The sequence below is a fragment of the Faecalibacterium sp. Marseille-Q3530 genome (assembly GCF_017377625.1).
Classification (GTDB): domain Bacteria; phylum Bacillota; class Clostridia; order Oscillospirales; family Ruminococcaceae; genus Faecalibacterium; species Faecalibacterium prausnitzii_E.
Genome location: NZ_JAFREH010000012.1, coordinates 75217 through 97320, shown reverse-complemented (window position 1 = coordinate 97320; position 22104 = coordinate 75217). Strand labels below are relative to the sequence as shown.

Genomic DNA, 22104 nt, shown 5'->3' with positions numbered 1-22104 from the left:
AGGCTACCGGAGTTTGAAAAAGCGGACCGCTTCAAGATGAACATCGTCAACTGCGCAATGCTCGGCGCGTTCATCCTCTCCATGCCGCAACGTCCGGAGGTGGACAGGCTGACGGATTACTACGCAAAGTCCATGATGACAAAGCCCATGCAGTGGTTCTGCCGCAAGAGCGGAAAAAGCAAGTTTACCCCAAAGGATATTGCCGCCATGAAGGCCACCGCTGCTCTGAAAGCCGCCGACCGCAACCCCTACTCGTGGAACATGGAATTTTACGAATACCCTGACGGCAGCGGCTATGAAGGACGCTTTACCAAGTGCGGCATCTGTGTGCTGATGAAGGAACTGGGTCTGTACGATCTGACCCCTGCCCTGTGCCATCTGGACTACACCATGAGCGAAGCGGGCGCTGCGACGAACTTTGTGCGGCAGTACACTCTCGCCTCCGGCGGCCCATACTGCGACTGCGGGTATAAAAAGAAGGGCTTCGTGAAAGCTGGAACGGAGGCAGGACGATGAAGGAAACCTATCTCTCCCGTGATTTCCGGGAGACTGTGGCACTGCGCTTTCCCGCGCGGGCAAAGGAACTGAACACCGCTTTCGATATACGCCTGAGTGCGTTGCTGGCTGAAAATGCGGGTGCAAGCAAGGAAAAGCAATATCACCTCAAGCGGCAGATATTGCCGGGCATTTCGGCCTACGAGACCTTGCAGCGGGTCATGCCGAAAGAGGAGGCACTGCAAACCGTTCACGGCTATGTGGAGCACTTGGCGAGAACGAGCCACAAACAGCTTGCCGCCCTGCTGCACATACCGGGGCTTTACCGCCTTGTTCCCGGCGTTTTCGTCAAATCCACCCGGAGCGTTTTCGGCCCGGCGGCGGGCTTTGCCCCAAAAGAACTGCAGACCGGTAACGGCGTCTGGCGTGTGGATATGATGAAGTGTCCCTATCACGACACCTGCGCAGAATACGGCTGCCCGGAGCTGTGCCGCTGCTTTTGTGACAGTGATGACATCAGCTATACCGGGCTGCATCCGAAGCTGATCTGGGAGAGAAGCATGACGCTAGGGCGCGGAAATGACCACTGCGATTTTTGCATGAAAACCATAAAATAGATGCACAGGAAGCGAAGAAAATGAAGAAAGAAGAAACAAAGCGTTTTATCTGCTGGTGCATCGCGGCTGCGGTGTATGAGAAAAAGCACTCTGCGCACCTCGCAGGCTGACAGCGATTGCTGAATTGTCTGTGTTTTTTGCAGAAAGTGCATCCATAGCTTCCGGTGTGTATATATGCTGAAGGATTACCCGCCTTTCCAAGCAAATGATTTTGAATATCTGCGGGGGAGGATACTGATCCTCCTCCCGGAAAATGACATTTTCAAAAAGGAAGATCAGAAACGGTTCGCAGATCTGTTCCGGAAACTGGATGCGGAGATCCGCACAGTTCCGGGCGGTCATGTGGGCTTTATCGTTCAGGCGGAACGGTATCTTGATTTGATGGAAACATTTTTGCAGAGAAATGGAATTTGACAGTTCACGTCTGCGAATCAGTAAGAAAAAGCGAATCTTCAGGAAAAGAGAATGGCTATGCATAAATCACTTTTTGATCTTTCCATAGAAGAAACGACCTCGACTGAAATGCCTCACACCGTGAAATTTTCCAATGAGACAGGAACTGGGAGTATGATTATCTGTCCACTGTTTTTGGGTGCAGAGCTGTATTATAACGATATGCACCTTGCATTCTTTGAGGAAGCCACGGCACCAATGCGGAATGTCATTGAGATCAACCACTGCCGCGTGGGGCGTTACGAGTGCAGTTTTGGGGCAAATAGCTGCTGCTATCTGGCAGCAGGGGATTTTGCGGTGTGTGCAGCGGCGCGCAAAAAGTCGTCCTCCTGCTTTCCGCTGCGGCACTACCACGGCATCACCATCCTACTGGATCTGGATGCGATTTCGCCGGAAATGCGGAAACAAATGGAATGGTACGGCGTAGACCTTGATGTCATACGGCGGTACATCTGCACGGAAAACCGCTGCTGTATCCTGCGGTCAGAACCGACCATTGCCCATATTTTTTCAGAGCTTTACACAGCGCATTCTGTGCCGGACACTGGCTATCTTCGGCTGAAAGTGCTGGAGTTGCTGCATATTCTGACCCGGCTGAAAAACAGGGAAGATGTGCAGCAGACAGAGTATTTCAATCAGCATCAGGTGGAGTGTGTGAAGCAGGCTGCGGCTCTTCTCACGCAGGAACTGACAGTTCGCCGTACAATCGAACAGCTTGCACAGGAGGTCGGCCTTTCGCCTACGGCATTAAAAAGCTGTTTCAAAGGCATTTACGGAAGCTCGGTCTATGCGTATCAGAAAGAGTACCGGCTGCAGCTGGCACAGAAGCTACTACTCGAAACCGATTGCACGGTTGCTGAAATCGCCCATCGGGTCGGGTACGAAAATCCGAATAAGTTTTCTTCTGCATTTCGGGAAGCAGCCGGCATGACGCCTACGGAGTATCGGAAGATGCGTCCGATTGGATAGATTCTGTCGATTTGGTTCTTGCGCAGAAAGTCCGGTTCCAGTAAAATCAGTATCGCGATTAGTTGAAACTAACGCCGATATTCTGATTTTGTGGAGGAAATTGATAATGCGTTTGATGAAAAGAATTCTGAGTGCAGCTGCTGTGCTAGCTCTGTCTGCTTCTCTTCTGGTTGGCTGCAGCAGCGGCACGGCGAGCTCTGTTCCCGTTTCTGCAAGTTCTGCCGCAGAAAGCACTGTTTCTTCCGTAGAAGAGACCGCCTCTTCTGCTGTGGATGAAAACGAAGCTGCCGCTGCACAGTTGCTGAACGACCTAACGGGCAGCTATCAGGAACTGTGGCCGGTGATTCTGGCGGACGAATATAAGCAGACATGGCTGGATGATTGTACCGCTCTCGTGGGCGAGGACAATGCCGAAGCTGCTTTTGAGAAGCTGTCCTCTATGGTGACAGGTGATGTTTACGGCGAAGATGCAGTCAAAGCGTATGCCAACGGCGGCGGAGCCTATTTCTGCGGCTTTACCAATAGCCTTGCGATCTTGACCTTCGATGGTGAAACTTCTACCATTTCCGGCACCGATAAGGACGGCAATGTGCTGTTCTCCCATACCTATCACTATATTGGCATGGAGCCTGTGCGTGGGCTGTATGAGTTTCAAAGCGATGATGCCGATTCCGGCGAGTTCACCTACTTCTTCCTTGCGCCGGACACCAGTGCGGAAACTTACCATATTGAGTTTCGCTATGGTTCGGATGCAGAAGCTCTGAGCCAGTACGATACAGGCGAATATGCTTACTGGCTGGCCTCCGGCATTTCCACCGACTGTGACCAGACGATGATCGACAACTGCATTGAGCTGTTCTGCACCGAAAATCTGGCGGGTTAAAACGCAGAATGTGCTGTGGAGTTGAAATACCACAGCACATTTTTGCCGCAATCTGATTTGAAGGAGGTCTTTCCGTGAAAAAACAGTCCGATCTTTCCCGGCTGATGGGCTACGCCGGGAACTACCGATATTTCACCTACGCTTCGTGGGTGCTGTCTGCGGTCAGTGCGCTGGTGGCGCTGGTGCCTTTTGTGTACATCTGGAAGATCCTGCGGGATGTGTTGAACGCCGCGCCGGACTATGCGCAGGCGGTGAACATCCCCCATTACGGCTGGATGGCAGTGCTGTTTGCGGTGCTGGCTTACCTCATTTACATTGCGGCACTGATGTGCTCCCATCTGTCGGCGTTCCGGGTGGCGACCAATCTGCGGCTGGAGGTTTCCGAACACCTTGCCACACTGCCGCTGGGCTTTACGGAGACGTTTGGCAGCGGTAAGCTGCGCAAGATCATCCACGAGAGTACTGGCGCAGCGGAGACATTTCTCGCCCATCAGCTGCCGGACAAATATAATGCAATGGCAACACCCATAGGTCTGTTGGTTCTTTTGCTTGTGTTCGACTGGCGGCTGGGTCTGCTGAGTCTCGTTCCGGTGGCACTGGGCTTCGTCATCATGTCCGCCATGACAGGAAGGCGGATGGCAGACAAAATGCGGCAATACGGTAATGCGTTGGAATCAATGTCTAACGAGGCCGTGGAGTATGTCCGCGGCATCCCGGTAGTCAAGACCTTCGGGCAATCCGTCTTTTCGTTCAAAAAATTCAAAGCGACCATTGATGAGTACGAAAAGTGGGTCATTGCCTACACCAAAGAGCTGCGGATGCCGATGATGCTCTATACTGCCGCAATCAACGGTGTGTTTGCTTTCTTGATTGTAGGTGGGCTTCTGTTCACCCGGAACGGTGTGACTTCGGAATTTCTGCTGAACCTGCTGTTCTACATCATCATTACCCCGGTAATCTCCCTGACCCTGACCCGCATCATGTACATGAGCGAAAATGAACTCGTTGTGGCAGATGCGTTGGCTCGTGTGGATTCGGTTCTGGATGCGGAACCTGTGCCAGAAAACGATCATCCGCGGCATCCGAAAGATGCCTCTGTGTCCCTGAAGGATGTGCATTTCAGCTATGATGGCAAAACGGATGTTATCAAGGGCGTTTCGCTGAAAATTCAGCCGGGTCAGATGGTGGCTTTCGTTGGCCCCTCCGGCGGCGGCAAATCCACACTGGCAAACCTGATTTGCCGGTTCTTTGATGTGCAGAGCGGCAGCGTCCGGGTGGGCGGAGCGGATGTGCGGGACATCCCCAAGGAAGAGTTGATGGACACCATCTCCTTTGTGTTCCAGAACAGCCGCCTGCTCAAGGGCAGCATTCTGGACAACGTCCGGCTGGGCAGAGCGCAGGCCACCGAAGCCGAGGTGCTGGCGGCGCTGAAAGCTGCACAGTGCATGGATATCGTGGAAAAGTTCCCGGAGGGCATCCATACCGTCATTGGCACAAAAGGCGTGTATCTGTCCGGCGGCGAGCAGCAGCGCATTGCCATTGCCCGCGCCATGCTGAAAAATGCGCCCATCCTGCTGCTTGACGAGGCCACCGCTTTTGCCGACCCGGACAATGAAGCAAAGGTGCAGGCAGCCTTTGCTCAGCTTGCCAAGGGCAAAACCGTGCTGATGATCGCACACCGTCTGTCCACCGTAGCCAACGCCGACTGCATCTATGTGGTGCAGGATGGGCAGATTGTGGAATCCGGCACAAAGGACGAACTGTGCGCGCAGAACGGCCTGTTTGCCCGGATGTGGCAGGACTATCAGGCCTCGGTGCAGTGGAAGGTCGCAAAGGAGGGGTAAGGAATGATCGAAAAAATTCAACACGCCACAGCCAGCTCCCCGGAGGGCGCAAAGGGGCTTGTAAAGGGCGTTCTGGCCTGTGCGTTCCAGAACATGGCGTTCATGCTGCCCACCGGGCTGCTGTATCTTCTGGTAAAAGACCTGCTGGCAGGCTCTACGAGTGAGAGAAGTACCTTTTATCTGCTGGGATGCGTTGCCTGCTTTGCACTGATTTTACTGACCACATGGTTCCAGTACAACGGCACCTATTTTACCACCTATAAAGAGAGCGGCACCCGCCGCCTGACCCTTGCAGAGCGGCTGCGGAAGCTGCCTCTGTCATTTTTCGGCAAGCGAGACCTTGCCGACCTGACAAGCACCATCATGGCGGACTGCGAGGTACTGGAAAAGGACTGCTCCCACTTCATCCCCGGTCTGTTCGGCTCCCTCATTTCCACGGTGCTCATTGCCCTGAGCCTGTTCGCCTTTGAGTGGCGGATGGCACTGGCGGCTCTGTGGGTCATTCCGGTATCCGCTGCCATCGTGGTGGGCAGCTATCGGGTACAGGATAAGGTGCAGGCCAGGACCATGGCGGCGAAAATGGCCTGTGCGGACGGTATTCAGGAGTACATCGAGACTCTCCGGGACCTGAAAGCCAGCAATGCGGAGCAGCAGTATCTGTCCGGCCTTTCCGGCAAAATTCGGGCAGTGGAAAAGCAGTCTATTGTGGCAGAGCTGGAAACAGCGCTGTTTGTGTCCTCCGCCGGCATGGTGCTCAAGCTGGGCATTGCATCGGTGGCGCTCACCGGTTCGGTGCTGCTGGTGCAGGGCAGCATCGACGTACTGACCCTGTTTCTGTTCCTGATGGCGGCATCCCGGATGTACGACCCCATGCAGGGGGCTTTGCAGAATCTGGCGGCGGTCATCGCCATGCGTACCAATGTGGGGCGGATGAATGAGATTCTGGACGCTCCCCTGCAGACCGGCAGCGAGCAGCTGACCAATCAGGGCTGCGATATCGTGTTCGACCATGTGGGCTTTGCCTATGACTCCGGTGAAGCGGTGCTGCGGGATGTCTCCTTTACCGCAAAGCAGGGGGAGGTTACGGCGCTGGTGGGCCCCTCCGGCAGCGGCAAGACCACTGTTTCCCGGCTGGCAGCACGGTTCTGGGATTACCAGAAGGGCAGTATCACCGTGGGCGGCATGGATGTCTCCCGAATCGACCCGGAAAAACTCATGAGCCTGTATTCCATCGTCTTTCAGGATGTGACCCTGTTTGACAACACAATCCTCGAAAACATCCGTCTGGGGCGCAAAGGTGCCACCGACGAGGAGGTCCTTACGGCGGCAAAGCTGGCAAACTGCGAGGAATTTGCCGAGAAGCTGCCGGACAAGTGGAACACCAATATCGGCGAGAATGGCTGCGCTCTTTCCGGCGGTGAGCGTCAGCGCATTTCCATCGCCCGTGCTTTTCTGAAGGATGCGCCCATCATTCTGCTGGACGAGGCCACCGCAAGTCTGGATGTTGAGAACGAAACGGCGATTCAGGAGGCTCTGTCCCGCCTCATCAAAAACAAGACCGTTCTCATCATCGCTCACCGGATGCGTACCGTGGCAGGTGCAGACAAGGTTGTTGTGCTGAAGGATGGCATCGTAGCGGAGCAAGGCAGACCGGATGAGCTTTATGCTCGGAACGGATTGTATGCGCACATGGTTGATTTGCAATCAGCAAGTCAGAATTGGACGATTTAAAGCTATAATAAGAGAAAGCTGTTTCAAAAGGATGCTCTGTCATGGGATAGAACATCCTTTTTGAATACCGTTCAGCCGAAATTTGTACAGGAGTCCATCATAAAAATGACATTCAGGAAAAATGACATTCTATAAACCTATTGCAATAGGATGAAAAGTATGGTATATACATTATACGAAACATTGCTTTGAAATGAACACTCTACCGTCCATTGATGCATAAAAGAGAGGTGCTTGCCATGACCGCCGTGATCTATGCCCGCTATTCATCGGATAACCAGCGCGAAGAATCCATTGAAGGCCAGATTCGTGAATGCACTGCCTATGCGGAAAAGAATGGCATCACCATCGTCAAGCACTACATTGACCGTGCCATCTCTGCCAAAACGGACAACCGCCCGGAGTTTCAGCAGATGATAAAAGACAGCGACAAAAAGCTGTTTGACATTGTGCTGGTCTGGAAGCTTGACCGTTTTGCCCGGAACCGCTACGACAGTGCCCGGTACAAGACCCAGCTGAAGAAGAATGGTGTCAAGCTCATGTCTGCCACCGAGATCATCTCCGAGGGGCCGGAGGGCATCATTCTGGAATCGGTGCTGGAAGGTTATGCCGAGTATTATTCCGCTGACCTTGCCGAGAAGGTCGTGCGTGGACAGACCGAGAACATCCTGAAAGGACGCTGCAACGGTGGTCGTGGAACCTTTGGTTACACGCTGGATTCGGAACGGAAGTTCCATATTGACCCTCTCACCTCGCCTTTTGTGCTGGAATCGTTCAAGAAGTACAATGAAGGCTCCACCATGAAGGAGATCCGGGACTGGCTGAACGAAAACGGCATCAAGAACCCGGTGGGCGGTGCGTTTACCTATAACAGCGTCGAACATATGCTCAAAAACCGGCGGTACATCGGAGAACTGAAATTCCGGGATGTGGTCGTACCGGATGCTATCCCGCCCATCATTCCGCTGGAACTGTTTGAGGATGTGCAGGAGAAAATCGCCAAAAACAAGAAAGCCCCTGCCCGTAGAAAGGCAGAGGATGACTACCTGCTCACCACCAAGCTGTTCTGCGGCTACTGTGGGGCGTTGATGTTTGGCGAAAGCGGCACGAGCCGGACGGGTGAAGTCCACCGCTACTATAAATGTGCCACTGCCAAAAAGCACAAGGGCTGCAAGAAAAAGACCGTCCGTAAACAGTGGCTGGAAGATCTGGTGGTCAACCAGACGATGCAGCTTGTCAAAGACGATGCCGCCATGGAATCTATCATCGCCAAGGTGATGGAACTGCAAAACAAGGAGAACACCAACATTCCCCTCTATGAGAAACAGCTTCGGGATGCTGAATCTGGTATCCAGAATATGCTCAATGCGATTCAGGCCGGTATCCTGACCAGCTCCACCAAGGAGCGGCTGGAGCAGCTGGAAGAAACCAAGCGTGAGCTTGAAGCCCGCATTGCAGAAGAGAAGCTGGCAAAGCCCAAGGTCACGGAGGAGTTCATCCGGTTCTGGCTGCTGCGGTTCCGTAAACTGGACATGAGCCTGAAAGACCAGCGGCAGGCGCTGGTGGATACCTTCATCAATGCGATTTATCTGTACGATGATAAGGTTTTGATAACCTTCAACTATAAAGAAGGAACACAGACCGTGACTTTTGGAGAAGCGGCAGAAGCCGCATCAAAGGGAAATGGTTCGGATTTGGATTGCTTTACTGCACTCTTAAACGACAGCTTTCAAAAAGGCTGTCGTTTTTCTTTTGCGTCCGTCCTTTTGGAAACGCTCTGCTATGCGGATAAGAGGACTTGAACAGCAACAACGACGACCGCTGCCTGCGGCAGAAACAGGGAGGAGTTGTTGGGGCCGCGTTCTGCTTTTTCAAAGCCCCGTCAAGGGGCTGCGGAAAAATCAGCAAACGCAACCCGCAAGGCCCTGCCGCACAGTGCCGCAAGCAATCAACCCAGTGGGGCTTTTGTTAGTGCGCGGTTCCTGGACCCGTAGGAATGTCTACCGGGAGGACTGCCGCTGATTTGTTTTTTCCTTGCGCTCTTCTATGCGGATCAGAGGACTTGAACAGCACGGCCCTGCCTGCACTTACTTGCCCGGATGCCGGATGCGGCAGTCATCCAACTCCCAAGTGGATGGCATCGCAGCCTTTTCCCCCGGTTACGGCACAAAGAACTGCTCCATGTTGACGTGTTCCATCCGCAGCAGTTTTTCCTTTTTGTCGATGCCGCCCGCATAGCCGGTCAGGCTGCCGTTCGTTCCGACGACCCGGTGACACGGGATAAGGATCGCGATCCGATTGTGCCCGACGGCACCGCCCACTGCCTGTGCAGACATGCGGAGCCTCCCCTGCTTTTCCGCCAGCTGCTTTGCCAGCGCACCGTAGGTCGTGGTCTGGCCATAGGGGATCTGCAGCAGCAGCTCCCACACTGCCTGCCGGAAAGGCGACCCCATGGGATGGAGCGGCGGGGTGAAACCCGGCTCCCGGCCGCTGAAATAGACCTTCAGCCAGCGCTCTGCCTGCTGCAGGATGGGCGTTTTTTGCGCCGTGTGGTCCGGGTCCAGACCCTCGGCAAAATACGGTTTGCCGTCGAACCAAAGCCCTGTCAGGCCCACATCATCTGCTGCCAGCAGAATGCCGCCCAGCGGGGAATCGTAATGCAGTGTGTACATCATAGCGGATACCTCTTGCCGATTCTCTTTTTGATACCCTGATTATACCATGCTTTTCCCCGCAGTGGGAAGGGAATTTTCCCAACAAAAAACGGGAGGCCGCCCCAGTCGTTCGACAGAGGCGGCCTCCCGGCCTTTTATTCGGTTTTACTGTGCGCTTGCGTAGTTGGCTGCGCTCTCACCGGCGATGCGGCCAAAGACCACAAAGTCGGCCACGGCGGTGCCGCCCAGACGGTTTGCACCGTGGACGCCGCCCGTCACTTCACCGGCTGCGAACAGGCCGGGAATGACGGTGCCGTCTTCCTTCAGCACTTCGGTGGCGCTGTTGATGGTCACGCCGCCCATGGTGTGGTGGACACCGGCAGTGACCTTAATGGCATAGTAGGGGCCATTGTTCAGCGGGTTTGCAAAGCTGGTGCGGCCAAAGTCGGGGTCGTTCTTGGCCTCAACATAGCCGTTCCAGGTCTCCATGGTGTTGGCGAAGGTAGCAGGATCAACGTCCAGCTCCTTGGCCAGCTCCTCGTAGGTCGCACCGGTCTTGGTGTAGCCCTTCTTGATGTAGCCCTGGATGACGCTGGAAGCATCGGCCATGGCCTGATCGACGATCAGCCAGCTGTAGCTGCCCGGCTGTGCGATCTCGGCAGCGGAGACCACGTCGCGGGTGCCGACTTCATCAATGAAGCGCTCGCCGTTGGCGTTGACGAGGATCGCGCCGTCACCGCGCAGACCCTCGGTGATGAGGGCGGCGGTGTTGGCCTCAACGGTGGGGTGGATCTGGATCTGGTCCATATCCACGGTGCCTGCGCCGATGGCAGTCGCCATCTCAATGCCCTGGCCCTGTGCGCCAGCGGCATTGGTGGTCATAAAGCCTGCCAGTTCGGGCTTGTACTGGGTGACCATATCGAGGTTGGCACCGAAACCGCCAGTGGCCAGAATGACGCTCTTAGCGTTGACGACGACGGTGTTGCCGTCCTTATCGGTACCGGAAACGCCCACGGCTGCGCCGTTGGCATCGGTCAGGATGGTATCCACGGTGGTGTTCAGCACGATGTCGATGCCGCGCTTCTCGCAGTTCTCCTGCAGCAGCGGGATCATGTAAGCGCCCACGGAGACGACCTTGCCCTCTTCGTTGACCGGGCGATGGATGCGCTTGACGGATGCACCGCCGAAGCTGGAGACGTTGTGCAGGGTGATGCCGTTCTCATCCAGCCAGTCGATGGCGTCTGCCGTGCCTTCGCACAGGGTCTTGACCAGCTCCGGGTCATTGATGCCCTTGCCGCCGACCATGGTGTCCAGCTCCATCAGCTCCACGCTGTCGAAGTAGCCGGTGGGGTTGGCCTGATAGGCAGCCCACTGCTCGGAAACGGTCTTGGCCAGTGCGGTGATGGTCTCATTGTCGGCATACTTTTCAGCAGCCGTTGCCAGCGTCTTTTCCACACCGGCAGCCTGATCGAACTCGTTCTCGTCCTGATAGACGGTCTTGGCTGCATTCATGCCGCCGGTGGCGCGGGCAGAGTTGCCGCCCACCATGGCCTGGCTCTCCAGGATGACGACCTTCTGGCCTGCATCGGCAGCGGTCATGGCGGCGGTCATGCCTGCGCCGCCTGCACCGATGACGACGACGTCGGCATCATAGCTGACGGTCTCGCCGTTGGCGGTCTTGTCTGCCTTGGCCATGTAATCGTCGGGGTTCAGGCCGGCCTCGGTCAGTGCGGCCTTGGCAGCCTCCACGAACGCATTGGAGGTGATGGTCGCACCACTGATGCTGTCGAGGTTGATGGTGTTGCCTTCCACGACTTCGCCGGGGAACTGCTCAATGACCACCGAGCCGATGCCGGAGGTCTCCTCGTCGCCCTTAGCGGTGCAGTCGGTAATGACGTTGTCCGTCAGGGTCAGGGTGACGGACACCTCGCCCATACCCTTGGCCGTACCGGTAAAGCTGCCGGACACGCCGCCTGCTGCGCTGGTGGAGGATGCGCTGCCGCCGCATGCGGTCAGGAACATCGCACCTGCCAGGAGCAGCGAAGCCAGAACGTTCTTTTTCTTCATGGGTACTTCTCCTTGATCTTGATTCATTTCTTCTCGCAGACCGGCACAACTTGCCAGCCACCCCGATATGATACCAGATAAACAATCGTTTCACAATCTTTTTGAGTGGAAAAAGTCGGTTTGTAACCTTTTTGTGATAAGTTTGTGACAAATGCTCCGTTTTTCTCAACTTCGAGGATGTGTTGCACCCCTGCGCAGACAAAAATAAAACAGCCCCTGTGTGTTTTCACACGAGAGCTGTCAGATGGGTGGGCGCGGGTGGATGTCGCGAGCCGCGCTGCTAAAAACAGCCCACCGGGCTGTTTTTGCGCTGTCTTCTGCGACAGCGCCGCAGCTGTTCGAATCCACCCGCCCAGCCCTGAGAAAAGTCTACAAAACAGAAAATCCAGTACCCGGTTCGGATACTGGATCTCTTGGTGGGCGCGGGTGGATTCGAACCACCGAAGCTGAAAAGCAGCAGATTTACAGTCTGTCCCCATTGGCCACTCGGGAACACGCCCAGATTCTGTTCACGTCCTTGCCGGACGACTTGTTTATTTTAGCAGACAAAAGCGGATTTGTCAACCGTTTTTTCGCATTTTTTCAGCTTCTTTTTTTGAGCGCAAAAAAACGGCGCAGCTTGGCGGAAATCCTCCGCTTCGGCTGCGCCGTTTTGCTAACGATTCATGGAGCGGGGCGTCTCCCCTGCTCAGTGTTCCAGATGCTTCCGGTGCTCATAGTCCCGGAGAGCCTCAATGGCCTCGCCGGAAAGCGGATAGAGCGCGATGAGGTTGAAGATGGTCATCAGGCCGATGCCCACATCGCCAAGGTCCCACACGACCGTGTAGGCCTGCACACCGCCCACCAGCAGCATCCCCAGCGCCAATACCTTATAAAGGGTCTGCCAGAGCCAGCGGTCCCCGAAGAGATACGCCACATTGGAGCGGGCGTAGAACAGGATACCGATGAAGGTAGAAAAGCTGAACAGCGCCAGCGTCACAGCGATGAAGATGACGCCGAAGCTGCCCAGATGGTACTGCACCGCCGCCTGCAAGAGGTCCATGCCGGTCAGGCCCGCCGTGACAGATTCCGGGGCCAGCAGCATGACGAAGGCCGTGCAGCTGCAAATGACGATCGTATCAATGAGGACGCCCAGCGCCTGGACCAGTCCCATCTTGACCGGGTCATCGCATTCGGCAGCTGCGGCCGCGCAGGGTGCCGAGCCGCTGCCCGCCTCGTTGGAGAACAGGCCGCGCTTGATGCCGTTCATCAGAACGGCGCCAAAGCCGCCCGCCGCCACCTGCCGCAGGCCGAAGGCTTCCGAAAAGATGCTGCCCAGCACCGCCGGGAGGTGGGTGATATTGGTCGCGATGACATAGAGCGTCATCACAAAATAGCAGACCGCCATCACCGGCACGATGACGTCCAGGCTTTTCACGGTGGCGTTCTTGCGCAGCACGATGACTGCCGCCAGCATCACCAGTGCCACCGTCGTTGCAATGGGCGGGATGTGGAACGCATTCTTGAACGCCGAGCTCACCGAGTTGCTGATGACCTGGCTGATGCCGCACCAGCAGATGAGGCCCGACAGCGCGAACAGCACCGCGACCACCGAGCGCCGCAGCGATTTCTTCCGCTTCCGCTCCGCCCACATGTGGATATAATAGGCCGGGCCGCCGCGCTGGCCGCCGTAGAGCGGATCGGGCTGTCGGTACTTCTGGGCCAGGGTGGATTCCACAAACGCGGTGGACGCGCCAAGCAAGGCCGTGACCCACATCCAGAACACTGCGCCCGCGCCACCGGCAGACACCGCCGCCACAACGCCCACCAGATTTCCCATGCCCACGCGGGTGGCCGTGGAAACGATGAGGGTCTGGAACGACGAAAGGCTGTCTCTGCTCTGGTTTTTCTCGCAGACGGCCGAGATCATATCCCGGAACAGCCGCACCGGCAGCAGACGCGTCCGCAGGGTGAAGAACACCCCCGCCGTGAGCAGCAGCACCACCATCAGCGAGATCCCCACGCCGCCCGCAATGGGCAGCACAAACAAATCGCCCCAGAGAAAACGGTAGACCGTTTCAATCAAATGAATCAACTGGGTCTCCTCCTGTGTTTTATACTTCGTACTTTATTATACTGGTTCAGTTCAGTTTTGTAAATCGGAAAAAACAGCAGACAGCCCGGAGCAGGTCGTCTCCGGGCTGTCTGCTGTTATAATATGGAAGGAGAATCAGGAACGGTCGTAATTCGTTTGCGTGCAGCCGTGCTGCATTGCCGATCACAGGGGGATGGGGCTCGTGCTGCACGATTCGTTTGCCATGCGACGCATAATAGAGAATGGCGAATGCTCGTTTGGGGCTTTCGTGCGGGAAGCGGAAGCAGTGCCCTCTTGCGGTGCCCTGCATCCGCTTCGGCCCTTGAGCGGGCCTCGCGTTGCACGATTCGTTTGTCCTGCGACGCATAATAGAGAGTGGCGAATGCTCGTTTGGTCTCTCGTGCGGGAAGCGGAAGCAGCGCCCTCTTGCGGTGCCCTGCATCCGCTTCGGCCCTTGAGCGGGCCTCGCGTTGCACGAATCGTTTGTCCTGCGACGCATAATAGAGAGTGGCGAATGCTCGTTTGGTCTCTCGTGCGGGAAGCGGAAGCAGCGCCCTCTTGCGGTGCCCTGCATCCGCTTCGGCCCTTGAGCGGGCCTCGCGTTGCACGAATCGTTTGTCCTGCGACGCATAATAGAGAGTGGCGAATGCTCGTTTGGTCTCTCGTGCGGGAAGCGGAAGCAGCGCCCTCTTGCGGTGCCCTGCATCCGCTTCGGCCCTTGAGCGGGCCTCGCGTCTTGCAGACCGCTGCGCCAAAAATTTCTCCCTGTTTCTGCCGCTGGCAGCGGTCGAAATTTTAGCCCTTCACGCCGCCCAGTGCTACGCCGCGGACGATGAACTTCGAGAGCAGCAGGTAGACGACAATCACGGGCAGGATGGCGATGGCGACCATCATGTACACCTTGCCCATATCAAACTTCAGGAAGTCTGCACTGCGCAGCTGTGCGATCAGGATGGGCAGGGTCTTCTTATCGGCGGTATCCAGGACCAGAGCGGGGATGAAATAGTTGTTCCAGCTGGACACGAAAGCGAAGATGGCCTGCACCGCCAGCGCGGGCTTCATGATGGGAAGCACGATCTTATTGAAGGTATAGAACTCTCCAGCTCCGTCGATGCGGGCCGCCTCCACGATCTCCATCGGCAGGCTGGCGTCAAGGTACTGCTTCATGAAGAAGAAGACGGCAGGCGCTGCGATGCTGGGGATGATGAGCGGGAGGAACGAGTTCTTCAGGCCCATCTTGGTGATGAGCTGCAAAAAGCCCAGAGCCGACACCTGCGTCGGCATGGTCATGATGAGCAGGATGATGGCGAACGCCGCCTTCTTGAACCGGAAGTTGTAGGCATAAATGCCGTAAGCCGTCAGGGCCGAGAAGTAGACGCTGAGCGCAGCCGAGCAGGCCGAGACGATCAGGCTGTTCCGCACACCGGTCAGCACCGGGATATTCGCGTCGTTCAGCACGTTTGTCAGGTTGGTCATCAGGGATTTGCCGGGGAGCAGCGAAAAGCCTTTCTGGATCTCAAAGTGGGTGCGGGTGGAGTTGATGACCAGCACATAGAAGAAGAACAGGCACAGAAAGCTGATGAGCACCAGCGCGATGTAGCACCCGGTGCGGCGGGCCGCCAGTGTGGCTTTTTCCGACTTTGTCAATGCAGTGTGAGCCATTACTTCTTTCCTCCTTTCAGAGCCTTGCGCTCTGCCTTGCTGCGGCCATCGTCTTCCCTAGTCAGGCTCATGTAAACGACGACGCAGAGCACAGCGCAGACGAGGAACAGCACCACAGACACCGCGCCTGCCATGCCGTAGTTCTTGCTGAACAGGTGGTTGTTCAGGTACATGATCATGGTGGTGGAGGTGCGGTCCGGGCCGCCCTTGCCGTTGGTCAGGATCTGCGGCACATCGAACATCTGCAAGCCGCCGATCATCGAGGTGATCATGACGTAAACGAGGATGGGGCGGATGAGCGGGATGGTGATCTTCCAGAACATCTGGTTCGGGGTGCAGCCATCCAGCTCGGCGGCCTCATACAGGGTGGGGTCCACGCCCATGATGGCGGCCATCAGCATGATGGTGGTGTTGCCGAACCACATCAGGAAGTTCATCAGGCCGATCAGACCGCGGTTGCCCCAGACCGTGTTCAGGAAGCTGAACGGCTGCTTGAGGATGCCCATGCCCATCAGCGCCGCATTGACGGGGCCGTTGTCCGAGAAGAGGGCGAAGAACAGCATGGCGAACGCCGATGCCATGATCAGGTTGGGCATGTAGATGACCGTCTTGAAGAAGGTCTGGCCCTTCAGCCTGAGGCGCAGGTCGGTGAACCAGGCCGCCAGCAGCAGGGAGATGGCGATCTGCGGGATGAAGCCGATGATCCAGAGCAGCAGAGTGTTGCTGAAATATTTGGGCAGGTCTGTTGCAAACAGGGTCGCGTAGTTTTTCAAGCCCACGAAGTTGGGCCCGATGATCTTCAGACCGCTGCGGTAATATTCAAAGAAGCTGTAATAGATGGTGGATGCCAGGGGGATCAGCTGGAATACCGCGAAAATGAGAAAGAACGGTGCGATGAAGATGTAGCCCCATTTCGCGTAGCTGATCGACCCTTTCTTTTTTGTTTTCTCTCCCATGTGACTGCCTCCTGACGGGTGTTTCAGGAAAAAAGGGAGCGGGCGGGGCACTGCGCCCGGCCCGCCCCCCTGATCTCAGTTGTGTGCGAGTGCGTCTGCCTTATGCGGGCCAGACAACGTCGGTCAGCTCCGGATACTTCTCCTTGATGGCGGTCTCGAAGTTTGCCTTTGCGGTATCTTCATCCACGTTGCCGGTGAAGTAATCCTTGAAGGCGTTCTGGAAGCTCTCGTTCAGGCCCTGGTCATACGGGCCGGCGTTGGACATGTCGATCTTCTTGGCTGCCTCTGCGAACAGCGCGATGTGGTTCTGGCCGCCCAGGAAGTCGGACTTGTAATCACTGCTGGCGATTTCTTCCATGGCCTTTTCGTTGTTGGTGTAGTCCTGGGTATCCAGGGTGATCTGCTTCATGATGGCTTCATCGCAGGTCAGCTTCTGCATGACATCCTTGATGGTGTCGAGGTTGTCGCTGCCGGCTGCGCCGCAGATCCAGGTACCGCCCCAGTAATACGGCTGAGGGCCTTCGCAGACTGCGTAGTCACCGTAGATGCCGTTGCCGACCTCTTCCTTGCCGCCCTCAGAAGTAGGCGTCTCCAGAGAGTTGCCCAGCAGGGTGAAGTTGATGCCCCAGGTGGAGTAGAAGAAGCCGAAGACCTTGCCGTTGGGGCCCTGGTCGGAGGCCCACTGGCTGTCCCACAGGCTGGACTTGTTGTTGTAGCCCTTGTCGGTGTACTCCTTGGTCTGATCAACCCACTTCATGATGTTCTCATCAACGGTGACGGTGGTGCCGGTGACCCAGGGCGCTGCCACGTTGTTGGAGAAGGTGCGGTATGCGTCATCGAAGCCGGACAGCATCTTGTAGCCCTTGGCGGATGCCTGTGCGGCGACGTCGTTGAACTTGTCCCAATCGGACAGGTAGGTCTGGACTTCGGTAGGATCATCGGTGCCCAGAACATCCTTTGCGATGCTGCGGCGGTATGCGAACAGGCCCGGTGTTGCCTGCCAGGTGGTGCCGCGCTGGCTGCCATCGACGGTGACGATGTCCTTGGTGTACTGATACTGACCGGCCAGGTCGGCGTCGGTCAGGCCGATGTCCTTCTTGACATCCAGAACGTAATCGGAATCGACATACTTCAGCGCGTAGTCGGCCTCGATCAGGAAGATATCGATCTTATCATCATCGGCTGCGGAGTCCTGGCTCAGCAGGGCCTCGTCCAGCTTGTTCTGATAGTTGTTGTTCTCGTTGGCATTGATGGTCCACTTCACGGTCGTACCATCCTTCAGGGTGGTGGTGGACTTATCCGATGCGATGGCGGAGACTTCGGGGTAATAATCGTTGAAGCGGCTCTGGAATTCGTCGTTCCAGCACCAGATGTTCAGAACCTTGCCCTGTGCGGCAGGTCCGGCTGCGGCAGAAGAAGCGGCTGCAGAGGAGGCTGCGGTCGAGCTGGCAGTGGAAGAACTGCCGCCGCATGCAGAAAGCGCTGCGGTGATGGCGACTGCACCAGAAGCGACCAGGAAATTACGACGCGAAATCTTTCTCATAGTAGAAAACCTCCTTCAATGGTTCTCATGCAAACGAAATCCGATTTGTTTTATCAAAGCTCCGGTCCGCCCGGAGCCGAGGAACTACGTTTGGGCCGGTCGGCCGACGGAGTCGCCTTCCAGCAGCTTGCCGGTCACGAGCAGCTGCTCGGCCAGTGTCACACGCGGGTGCTCGATCATCTGCACCAGCTTGTCTGCGGCGGTGCGCCCCAGCATCATGGTGTTCTGCTGGTAGGTCGCCAGCTGCGGCTTCATGACGCGGGAGAGATAGATGCCGTCGTAGCCCATCACGGAGATGTCCTCCGGAATGCTCAGCCCCGCCTCCGCGATGGCATTGTAGCCGCCCATGGCAGAGAAGTCATCGGGGAAGAGGATGCAGGTGGGCCGCTGCGGAAGCGCCAGCAGGGCTTTCGTTTCCTGTGCGCAGCGGGCGGCGTCGTGATAGATGCCCTCCCGCACATACACATCCGGAACTTCCAGCCCCAGCTCATCGCAGCTCTTGTAGAAGCCCGCCAGACGGTTCTCGGTAACGGCGGTCCGCTCACCATGGATGAAAGCGATGCGGCGGTGGCCCTGGCTGTATGCCGTGCGGACCAGCGCCGAAAGGCCGGCCACGTTGTCCGAAAGGACTGCCATCCGGTTGTTGAACACGTGGTCGATCGTGACGACCGGCACATCGCTGTTCACCAGCTCGATCACCTGCGGGTCTGTGAAATCCACACAGGCGATCACGGCTCCGTCCACCCCGCGGTAGTGGCAGTGCTCCAGATAGGTCATCGTCTTGCCGCCGAGGTTCCGGTTGATAAAGGTGATATCGTAGCCCAGCTGCTCGACCCGGACTTTGAAGCTGTCCAGCACAGCGGAGAAGTATTCGTGTGCCAGGCCGCTCTGCCGTTCGTCCACGAACAGGACGCCGATGTTATAAGTACGGTTGGTCTTCATGGAGCGGGCTGCCATATTGGGAACATAGCCCATCCGGCGAGCCGCCTCCCGAACACGGGTGCGGGTGGCTTCGGAGATATCCGACTGGCCGTTGAGCGCCTTGCTCACCGTGGCCACCGAGACCCCGCATTCCTGCGCCAGATCTTTCAGGGATGACATTTCGTCGTCCTCCTCTCAGGAACCGATTGGTTCTGAACGAATCCTAAATCGTTTTCGCAACTTCAATATAACGCATTTCGCACCAAAAATCAAGCGCAAACGAAATTCTTTTGTGTCGATTGCCATGATTTTGGCGGTTTGTTCGATTTTCGGCGAATCAAATTATGCAATTTGCTCCATTTTCGCTCCCTTTCGCTCATTTTCGAATATTTTTTCGCTTCCTGCTTTCGTATCAGCGGGGGCATTCTGGCAGGATCTTATTATTACTTTAGAATGGGGATTTTCTTTCCCAGTTTGGAGCCTGTTGACCGGTTCCAGAAGGCGCAGCGCTTCCCCACCCCGCCTGCTTCGCATAAAAAAAGTTCGTTCTCTCTTCAAAATCATTACAAAATCCTTACAATTCCGCCGAAATCTGCTTCCTGTCCGGTACGTTGTATATTTCATAAAACCACTTGAATTTCGCTGTGGAATCGGTTATCCTTAAAGCAACGTAATCGTTCTCTCTTTTCTTGCAGCGCGTTCTTAATCGTTTTCGCTTTTCTGATGGTTGCAGCGCGTTTCCTGTTTTTGCAAAGGAGGAACTGATCGTATGAAATTCGGACATTTTGATGATGTGCATCGGGAATACGTGATCGACACGCCCCGCACGCCCCTGCCCTGGATCAATTATCTGGGCAGCGAGGATTTCTTCAGTCTGGTGTCCAACACCGGCGGCGGCTACAGCTTTTACCGGGATGCGCGGCTGCGCCGCATCACCCGTTACCGCTACAACAACTCTCCGCTGGATATGGACGGCCACCGCATCTACATCAACGACGGCGGCACGATCTGGAACCCCGGCTGGCAGCCCACCAAGACCGAGCTGGACGCTTACAGCTGCCGCCACGGTCTGGGCTACACCATCCTGACCGGTGAGAAGAACGGCATCCGCGCCCAGCAGGAGCTGTTCGTCCCGCGCGGCGACGCCTGCGAGATCGACCGCCTGACGCTGGAAAACAAGACCGATGCCCCCCGCACGCTGGATGTGTTCAGCTACGTGGAGTTCTGCCTGTGGGACGCCATGGACGACAGCTCCAACTTCCAGCGCAACTTCTCCACCGGCGAAGTGGAGGTCGTGGGCAGCGCCATCTACCACAAGACCGAGTACCGCGAGCGCCGCGACCACTACGCGGTGTTCTGGGCCAACACCCCGGTCACCAGCTTCGACACCGCCCGCGACGCCTTCTGCGGCGTATACGGTGGCCCCGCCGAGCCGGAAGCCGTCAAGGCGGGCCGCTGCTCCAACAGCATCGCCCACGGCTGGGCTCCGGTCGGTGCCCACCACTTCCACCTGACCCTGGAAGCCAGGGAGACCCGGACCATCCTCTTCGGTCTGGGCTACATCGAGAATCCCTTGGACGAAAAGTTCACCGCCCCCGGCGTCATCAACAAGACCCGCGCCGAGGCCATGATGGCCCGCTACGCCACCGACGCTCAGGTGGACGAAGCCCGCAGGGCGCTGGCCGACCACTGGGACAAGCTGCTCTCCACCCTGCAATTGCACTCCGGCGACGAGAAGCTGGACCGGATGGTCAACCTGTGGCACCAGTACCAGTGCATGGTCACCTTCAATATGAGCCGCTCGGCCAGCTACTACGAAAGCGGCATTGGCCGCGGGATGGGCTTCCGCGACAGCTGCCAGGACCTGCTGGGCTTCGTCCACATGATCCCGGAGCGCGCCCGCGGCCGCATTCTGGACATCGCCGCCACCCAGTTCGAGGATGGCAGCGCCTACCACCAGTATCAGCCCCTGACCAAAAAGGGCAACCGCGATGTTGGCACCGGCTTCAACGATGACCCGCTCTGGCTCATCGCAGGCACCGCCGCCTATCTCCGCGAGACCGGCGACTGGTCCATTCTGGACGAGTCCGTCGCCTTTGACAACGATGCGAGCAAGGCACAGCCCCTCATGGAGCATCTGCGCCGCAGCTTCCGCTTCACCCGCACCCACCTCGGCCCTCACGGCCTGCCCCTCATCGGCCGCGCCGACTGGAACGACTGCCTGAACCTGAACTGCTTCTCCGAGCACCCCGGCGAGAGCTTCCAGATCACCGGCCCCAGCGAAGGCCCGGTGGCCGAAAGCGTTTTCATCGCGGGCATGTTCGTCAAGTACGGCAACGAGTACGCCGACCTGTGCGACCACCGCAGCCTCCCGGAGGAGGCCGCCGAGGCCCGTGCCGCCATTGCGGAAGTCGAGCAGGCCGCTCTGACCGCCGGCTGGGACGGTGCCTGGTTCCGCCGCGCCTACGATGCCTTCGGCCAGCCCATCGGCAGCAAGGAATGCGACGAGGGCCAGATCTTCATTGAGCCGCAGGGCATGTGCGTCATGGCAGGCATCGGCAAAACGACCGGTCAGGCCGAGCAGGCGCTGAGGAGCGTGGAAGAGCGACTCGACACCCGGTACGGCGTCGTTCTGCTCCAGCCCGCCTACACCACCTACCGCCTCAACCTCGGCGAGATCTCCAGCTACCCTCCGGGATACAAGGAGAACGCCGGTATCTTCTGCCACAACAATCCGTGGATCAGCTGCGCCGAGACCGTGCTTGGCCACGGCGACCGCGCCTTTGAGGTCTACAAGAAGACCTGCCCCGCCTACATCGAGGACATCTCCGAGATCCACCGCACCGAGCCGTATGTCTACAGCCAGATGGTCGCCGGCATCGACGCCTCGACCTTCGGCGAGGCAAAGAACAGCTGGCTGACCGGCACCGCCGCCTGGACCTTCTTCAATGTCAGCCAGTACATCCTCGGTGTGCAGCCCACGCTGGACGGCCTGAAGATCGACCCCTGCATCCCTCACACACTGCCCGGCTTCACCGTCACCCGCCGCTACCGCGGGGCCGTGTACCACATCCGGGTCGAGAACCCCGATGCCGTGCAGAAGGGCGTGAAGCGCGTCACCGTCAACGGTTCTCCCATCCCCGGCAATGTGCTCCCCATCGCCAAAGCTGGCGAGACCGTGGAAGTCACGGTGGTCATGGGATAAGTTTTGGATAGACAAACCCCCGGCCAGAGA

16 protein-coding genes and 1 tRNA gene are annotated in these 22104 nt (G+C 57.1%); 9 read left to right on the top strand and 8 right to left on the bottom strand.

The window, feature by feature from the left end; genetic code table 11:
- From J3350_RS10600 to J3350_RS10565, 8 genes are all read left to right on the top strand, one after another.
- The coding region (locus tag J3350_RS10600) for an L-2-amino-thiazoline-4-carboxylic acid hydrolase (RefSeq protein WP_207686583.1) at positions 1-516 on the top strand (516 nt) is incomplete at its 5' end.
- A complete protein-coding gene (locus J3350_RS10595; protein WP_005927511.1) occupies positions 513-1112 on the top strand; it encodes an L-2-amino-thiazoline-4-carboxylic acid hydrolase in 600 nt (199 codons plus the stop codon). The genes J3350_RS10600 and J3350_RS10595, both read left to right, overlap by 4 nt.
- Positions 1113-1286: 174 nt before the next feature.
- A complete protein-coding gene (locus J3350_RS10590) occupies positions 1287-1526 on the top strand; it encodes an alpha/beta fold hydrolase (RefSeq protein ID WP_005927518.1) in 240 nt (79 codons plus the stop codon).
- 51 nt (positions 1527-1577) lie between these two features.
- The gene (locus J3350_RS10585) at positions 1578-2534 is read left to right on the top strand and encodes an AraC family transcriptional regulator (protein WP_005927522.1); all 957 of its coding nucleotides are present in this window, start codon (positions 1578-1580) and stop codon (positions 2532-2534) included.
- A gap of 268 nt (positions 2535-2802) precedes the next feature.
- Positions 2803-3417 (top strand): hypothetical protein, encoded by a 615-nt coding sequence (locus J3350_RS10580; RefSeq protein WP_005927524.1) that lies wholly within the window; start codon positions 2803-2805, stop codon positions 3415-3417.
- Positions 3418-3491: 74 nt separating this feature from the next.
- Entirely contained in the window at positions 3492-5261 is a 1770-nt protein-coding gene (locus J3350_RS10575; RefSeq protein ID WP_179859046.1) for an ABC transporter ATP-binding protein, read from the top strand.
- Between the two features lie 3 nt (positions 5262-5264).
- Entirely contained in the window at positions 5265-6992 is a 1728-nt protein-coding gene (locus J3350_RS10570; RefSeq protein ID WP_005927528.1) for an ABC transporter ATP-binding protein, read from the top strand.
- Positions 6993-7231: 239 nt separating this feature from the next.
- Positions 7232-8794, top strand: coding sequence for a recombinase family protein (locus tag J3350_RS10565; protein ID WP_242700253.1), 1563 nt, complete (start codon positions 7232-7234; stop codon positions 8792-8794).
- Between the two features lie 357 nt (positions 8795-9151).
- On the opposite strand, the gene J3350_RS10560 is transcribed toward J3350_RS10565, so the two are convergent.
- The 8 genes from J3350_RS10560 to J3350_RS10525 form a co-directional block, all read right to left on the bottom strand.
- Positions 9152-9667, bottom strand: a complete 516-nt coding sequence (locus J3350_RS10560) for a methylated-DNA--[protein]-cysteine S-methyltransferase (RefSeq protein WP_207686582.1) — start codon at positions 9665-9667, stop codon at positions 9152-9154.
- A 144-nt stretch (positions 9668-9811) separates the two neighbouring features.
- Entirely contained in the window at positions 9812-11713 is a 1902-nt protein-coding gene (locus J3350_RS10555; protein ID WP_207686581.1) for a flavocytochrome c, read from the bottom strand.
- Positions 11714-12127: 414 nt separating this feature from the next.
- A tRNA-Tyr gene (locus tag J3350_RS10550) sits at positions 12128-12213 on the bottom strand.
- A gap of 188 nt (positions 12214-12401) precedes the next feature.
- Positions 12402-13787 (bottom strand): sodium:alanine symporter family protein, encoded by a 1386-nt coding sequence (locus tag J3350_RS10545; RefSeq protein ID WP_207686580.1) that lies wholly within the window; start codon positions 13785-13787, stop codon positions 12402-12404.
- Between the two features lie 795 nt (positions 13788-14582).
- Positions 14583-15449 carry a carbohydrate ABC transporter permease gene (locus J3350_RS10540; protein ID WP_207686579.1) on the bottom strand — a complete coding sequence of 289 codons (867 nt, stop codon included), beginning with the start codon at positions 15447-15449 and terminating at the stop codon, positions 14583-14585.
- Positions 15449-16405 carry a carbohydrate ABC transporter permease gene (locus J3350_RS10535; RefSeq protein WP_207686578.1) on the bottom strand — a complete coding sequence of 319 codons (957 nt, stop codon included), beginning with the start codon at positions 16403-16405 and terminating at the stop codon, positions 15449-15451. The genes J3350_RS10540 and J3350_RS10535 overlap by 1 nt, the downstream gene beginning before the upstream one ends.
- Before the next feature lie 100 nt (positions 16406-16505).
- Positions 16506-17948, bottom strand: coding sequence for a twin-arginine translocation signal domain-containing protein (locus J3350_RS10530; RefSeq protein ID WP_097791383.1), 1443 nt, complete (start codon positions 17946-17948; stop codon positions 16506-16508).
- An 84-nt stretch (positions 17949-18032) separates the two neighbouring features.
- Entirely contained in the window at positions 18033-19049 is a 1017-nt protein-coding gene (locus J3350_RS10525; protein WP_097791384.1) for a LacI family DNA-binding transcriptional regulator, read from the bottom strand.
- A gap of 589 nt (positions 19050-19638) precedes the next feature.
- Between J3350_RS10525 and J3350_RS10520 the strand changes: the two genes are divergently transcribed.
- Positions 19639-22074: a GH36-type glycosyl hydrolase domain-containing protein gene (locus J3350_RS10520; RefSeq protein WP_207686577.1), complete on the top strand. Its 2436-nt coding sequence runs from the start codon at positions 19639-19641 to the stop codon at positions 22072-22074.
- Positions 22075-22104: the final 30 nt, after the last annotated feature.

Bases quoted from the DNA above. Each gene is read 5' to 3' on its own strand.
- J3350_RS10595 (WP_005927511.1), top strand. From the start codon at position 513: ATGAAGGAAACCTATCTCTCCCGTGATTTCCGGGAGACTGTGGCACTG.
- J3350_RS10590 (WP_005927518.1), top strand. From the start codon at position 1,287: ATGCTGAAGGATTACCCGCCTTTCCAAGCAAATGATTTTGAATATCTG.
- J3350_RS10585 (WP_005927522.1), top strand. From the start codon at position 1,578: ATGGCTATGCATAAATCACTTTTTGATCTTTCCATAGAAGAAACGACC.
- J3350_RS10570 (WP_005927528.1), top strand. From the start codon at position 5,265: ATGATCGAAAAAATTCAACACGCCACAGCCAGCTCCCCGGAGGGCGCA.
- J3350_RS10565 (WP_242700253.1), top strand. From the start codon at position 7,232: ATGACCGCCGTGATCTATGCCCGCTATTCATCGGATAACCAGCGCGAA.
- J3350_RS10560 (WP_207686582.1), bottom strand. From the start codon at position 9,667: ATGATGTACACACTGCATTACGATTCCCCGCTGGGCGGCATTCTGCTG.
- J3350_RS10555 (WP_207686581.1), bottom strand. From the start codon at position 11,713: ATGAAGAAAAAGAACGTTCTGGCTTCGCTGCTCCTGGCAGGTGCGATG.
- J3350_RS10540 (WP_207686579.1), bottom strand. From the start codon at position 15,449: ATGGCTCACACTGCATTGACAAAGTCGGAAAAAGCCACACTGGCGGCC.
- J3350_RS10535 (WP_207686578.1), bottom strand. From the start codon at position 16,405: ATGGGAGAGAAAACAAAAAAGAAAGGGTCGATCAGCTACGCGAAATGG.
- J3350_RS10530 (WP_097791383.1), bottom strand. From the start codon at position 17,948: ATGAGAAAGATTTCGCGTCGTAATTTCCTGGTCGCTTCTGGTGCAGTC.
- J3350_RS10525 (WP_097791384.1), bottom strand. From the start codon at position 19,049: ATGTCATCCCTGAAAGATCTGGCGCAGGAATGCGGGGTCTCGGTGGCC.
- J3350_RS10520 (WP_207686577.1), top strand. From the start codon at position 19,639: ATGAAATTCGGACATTTTGATGATGTGCATCGGGAATACGTGATCGAC.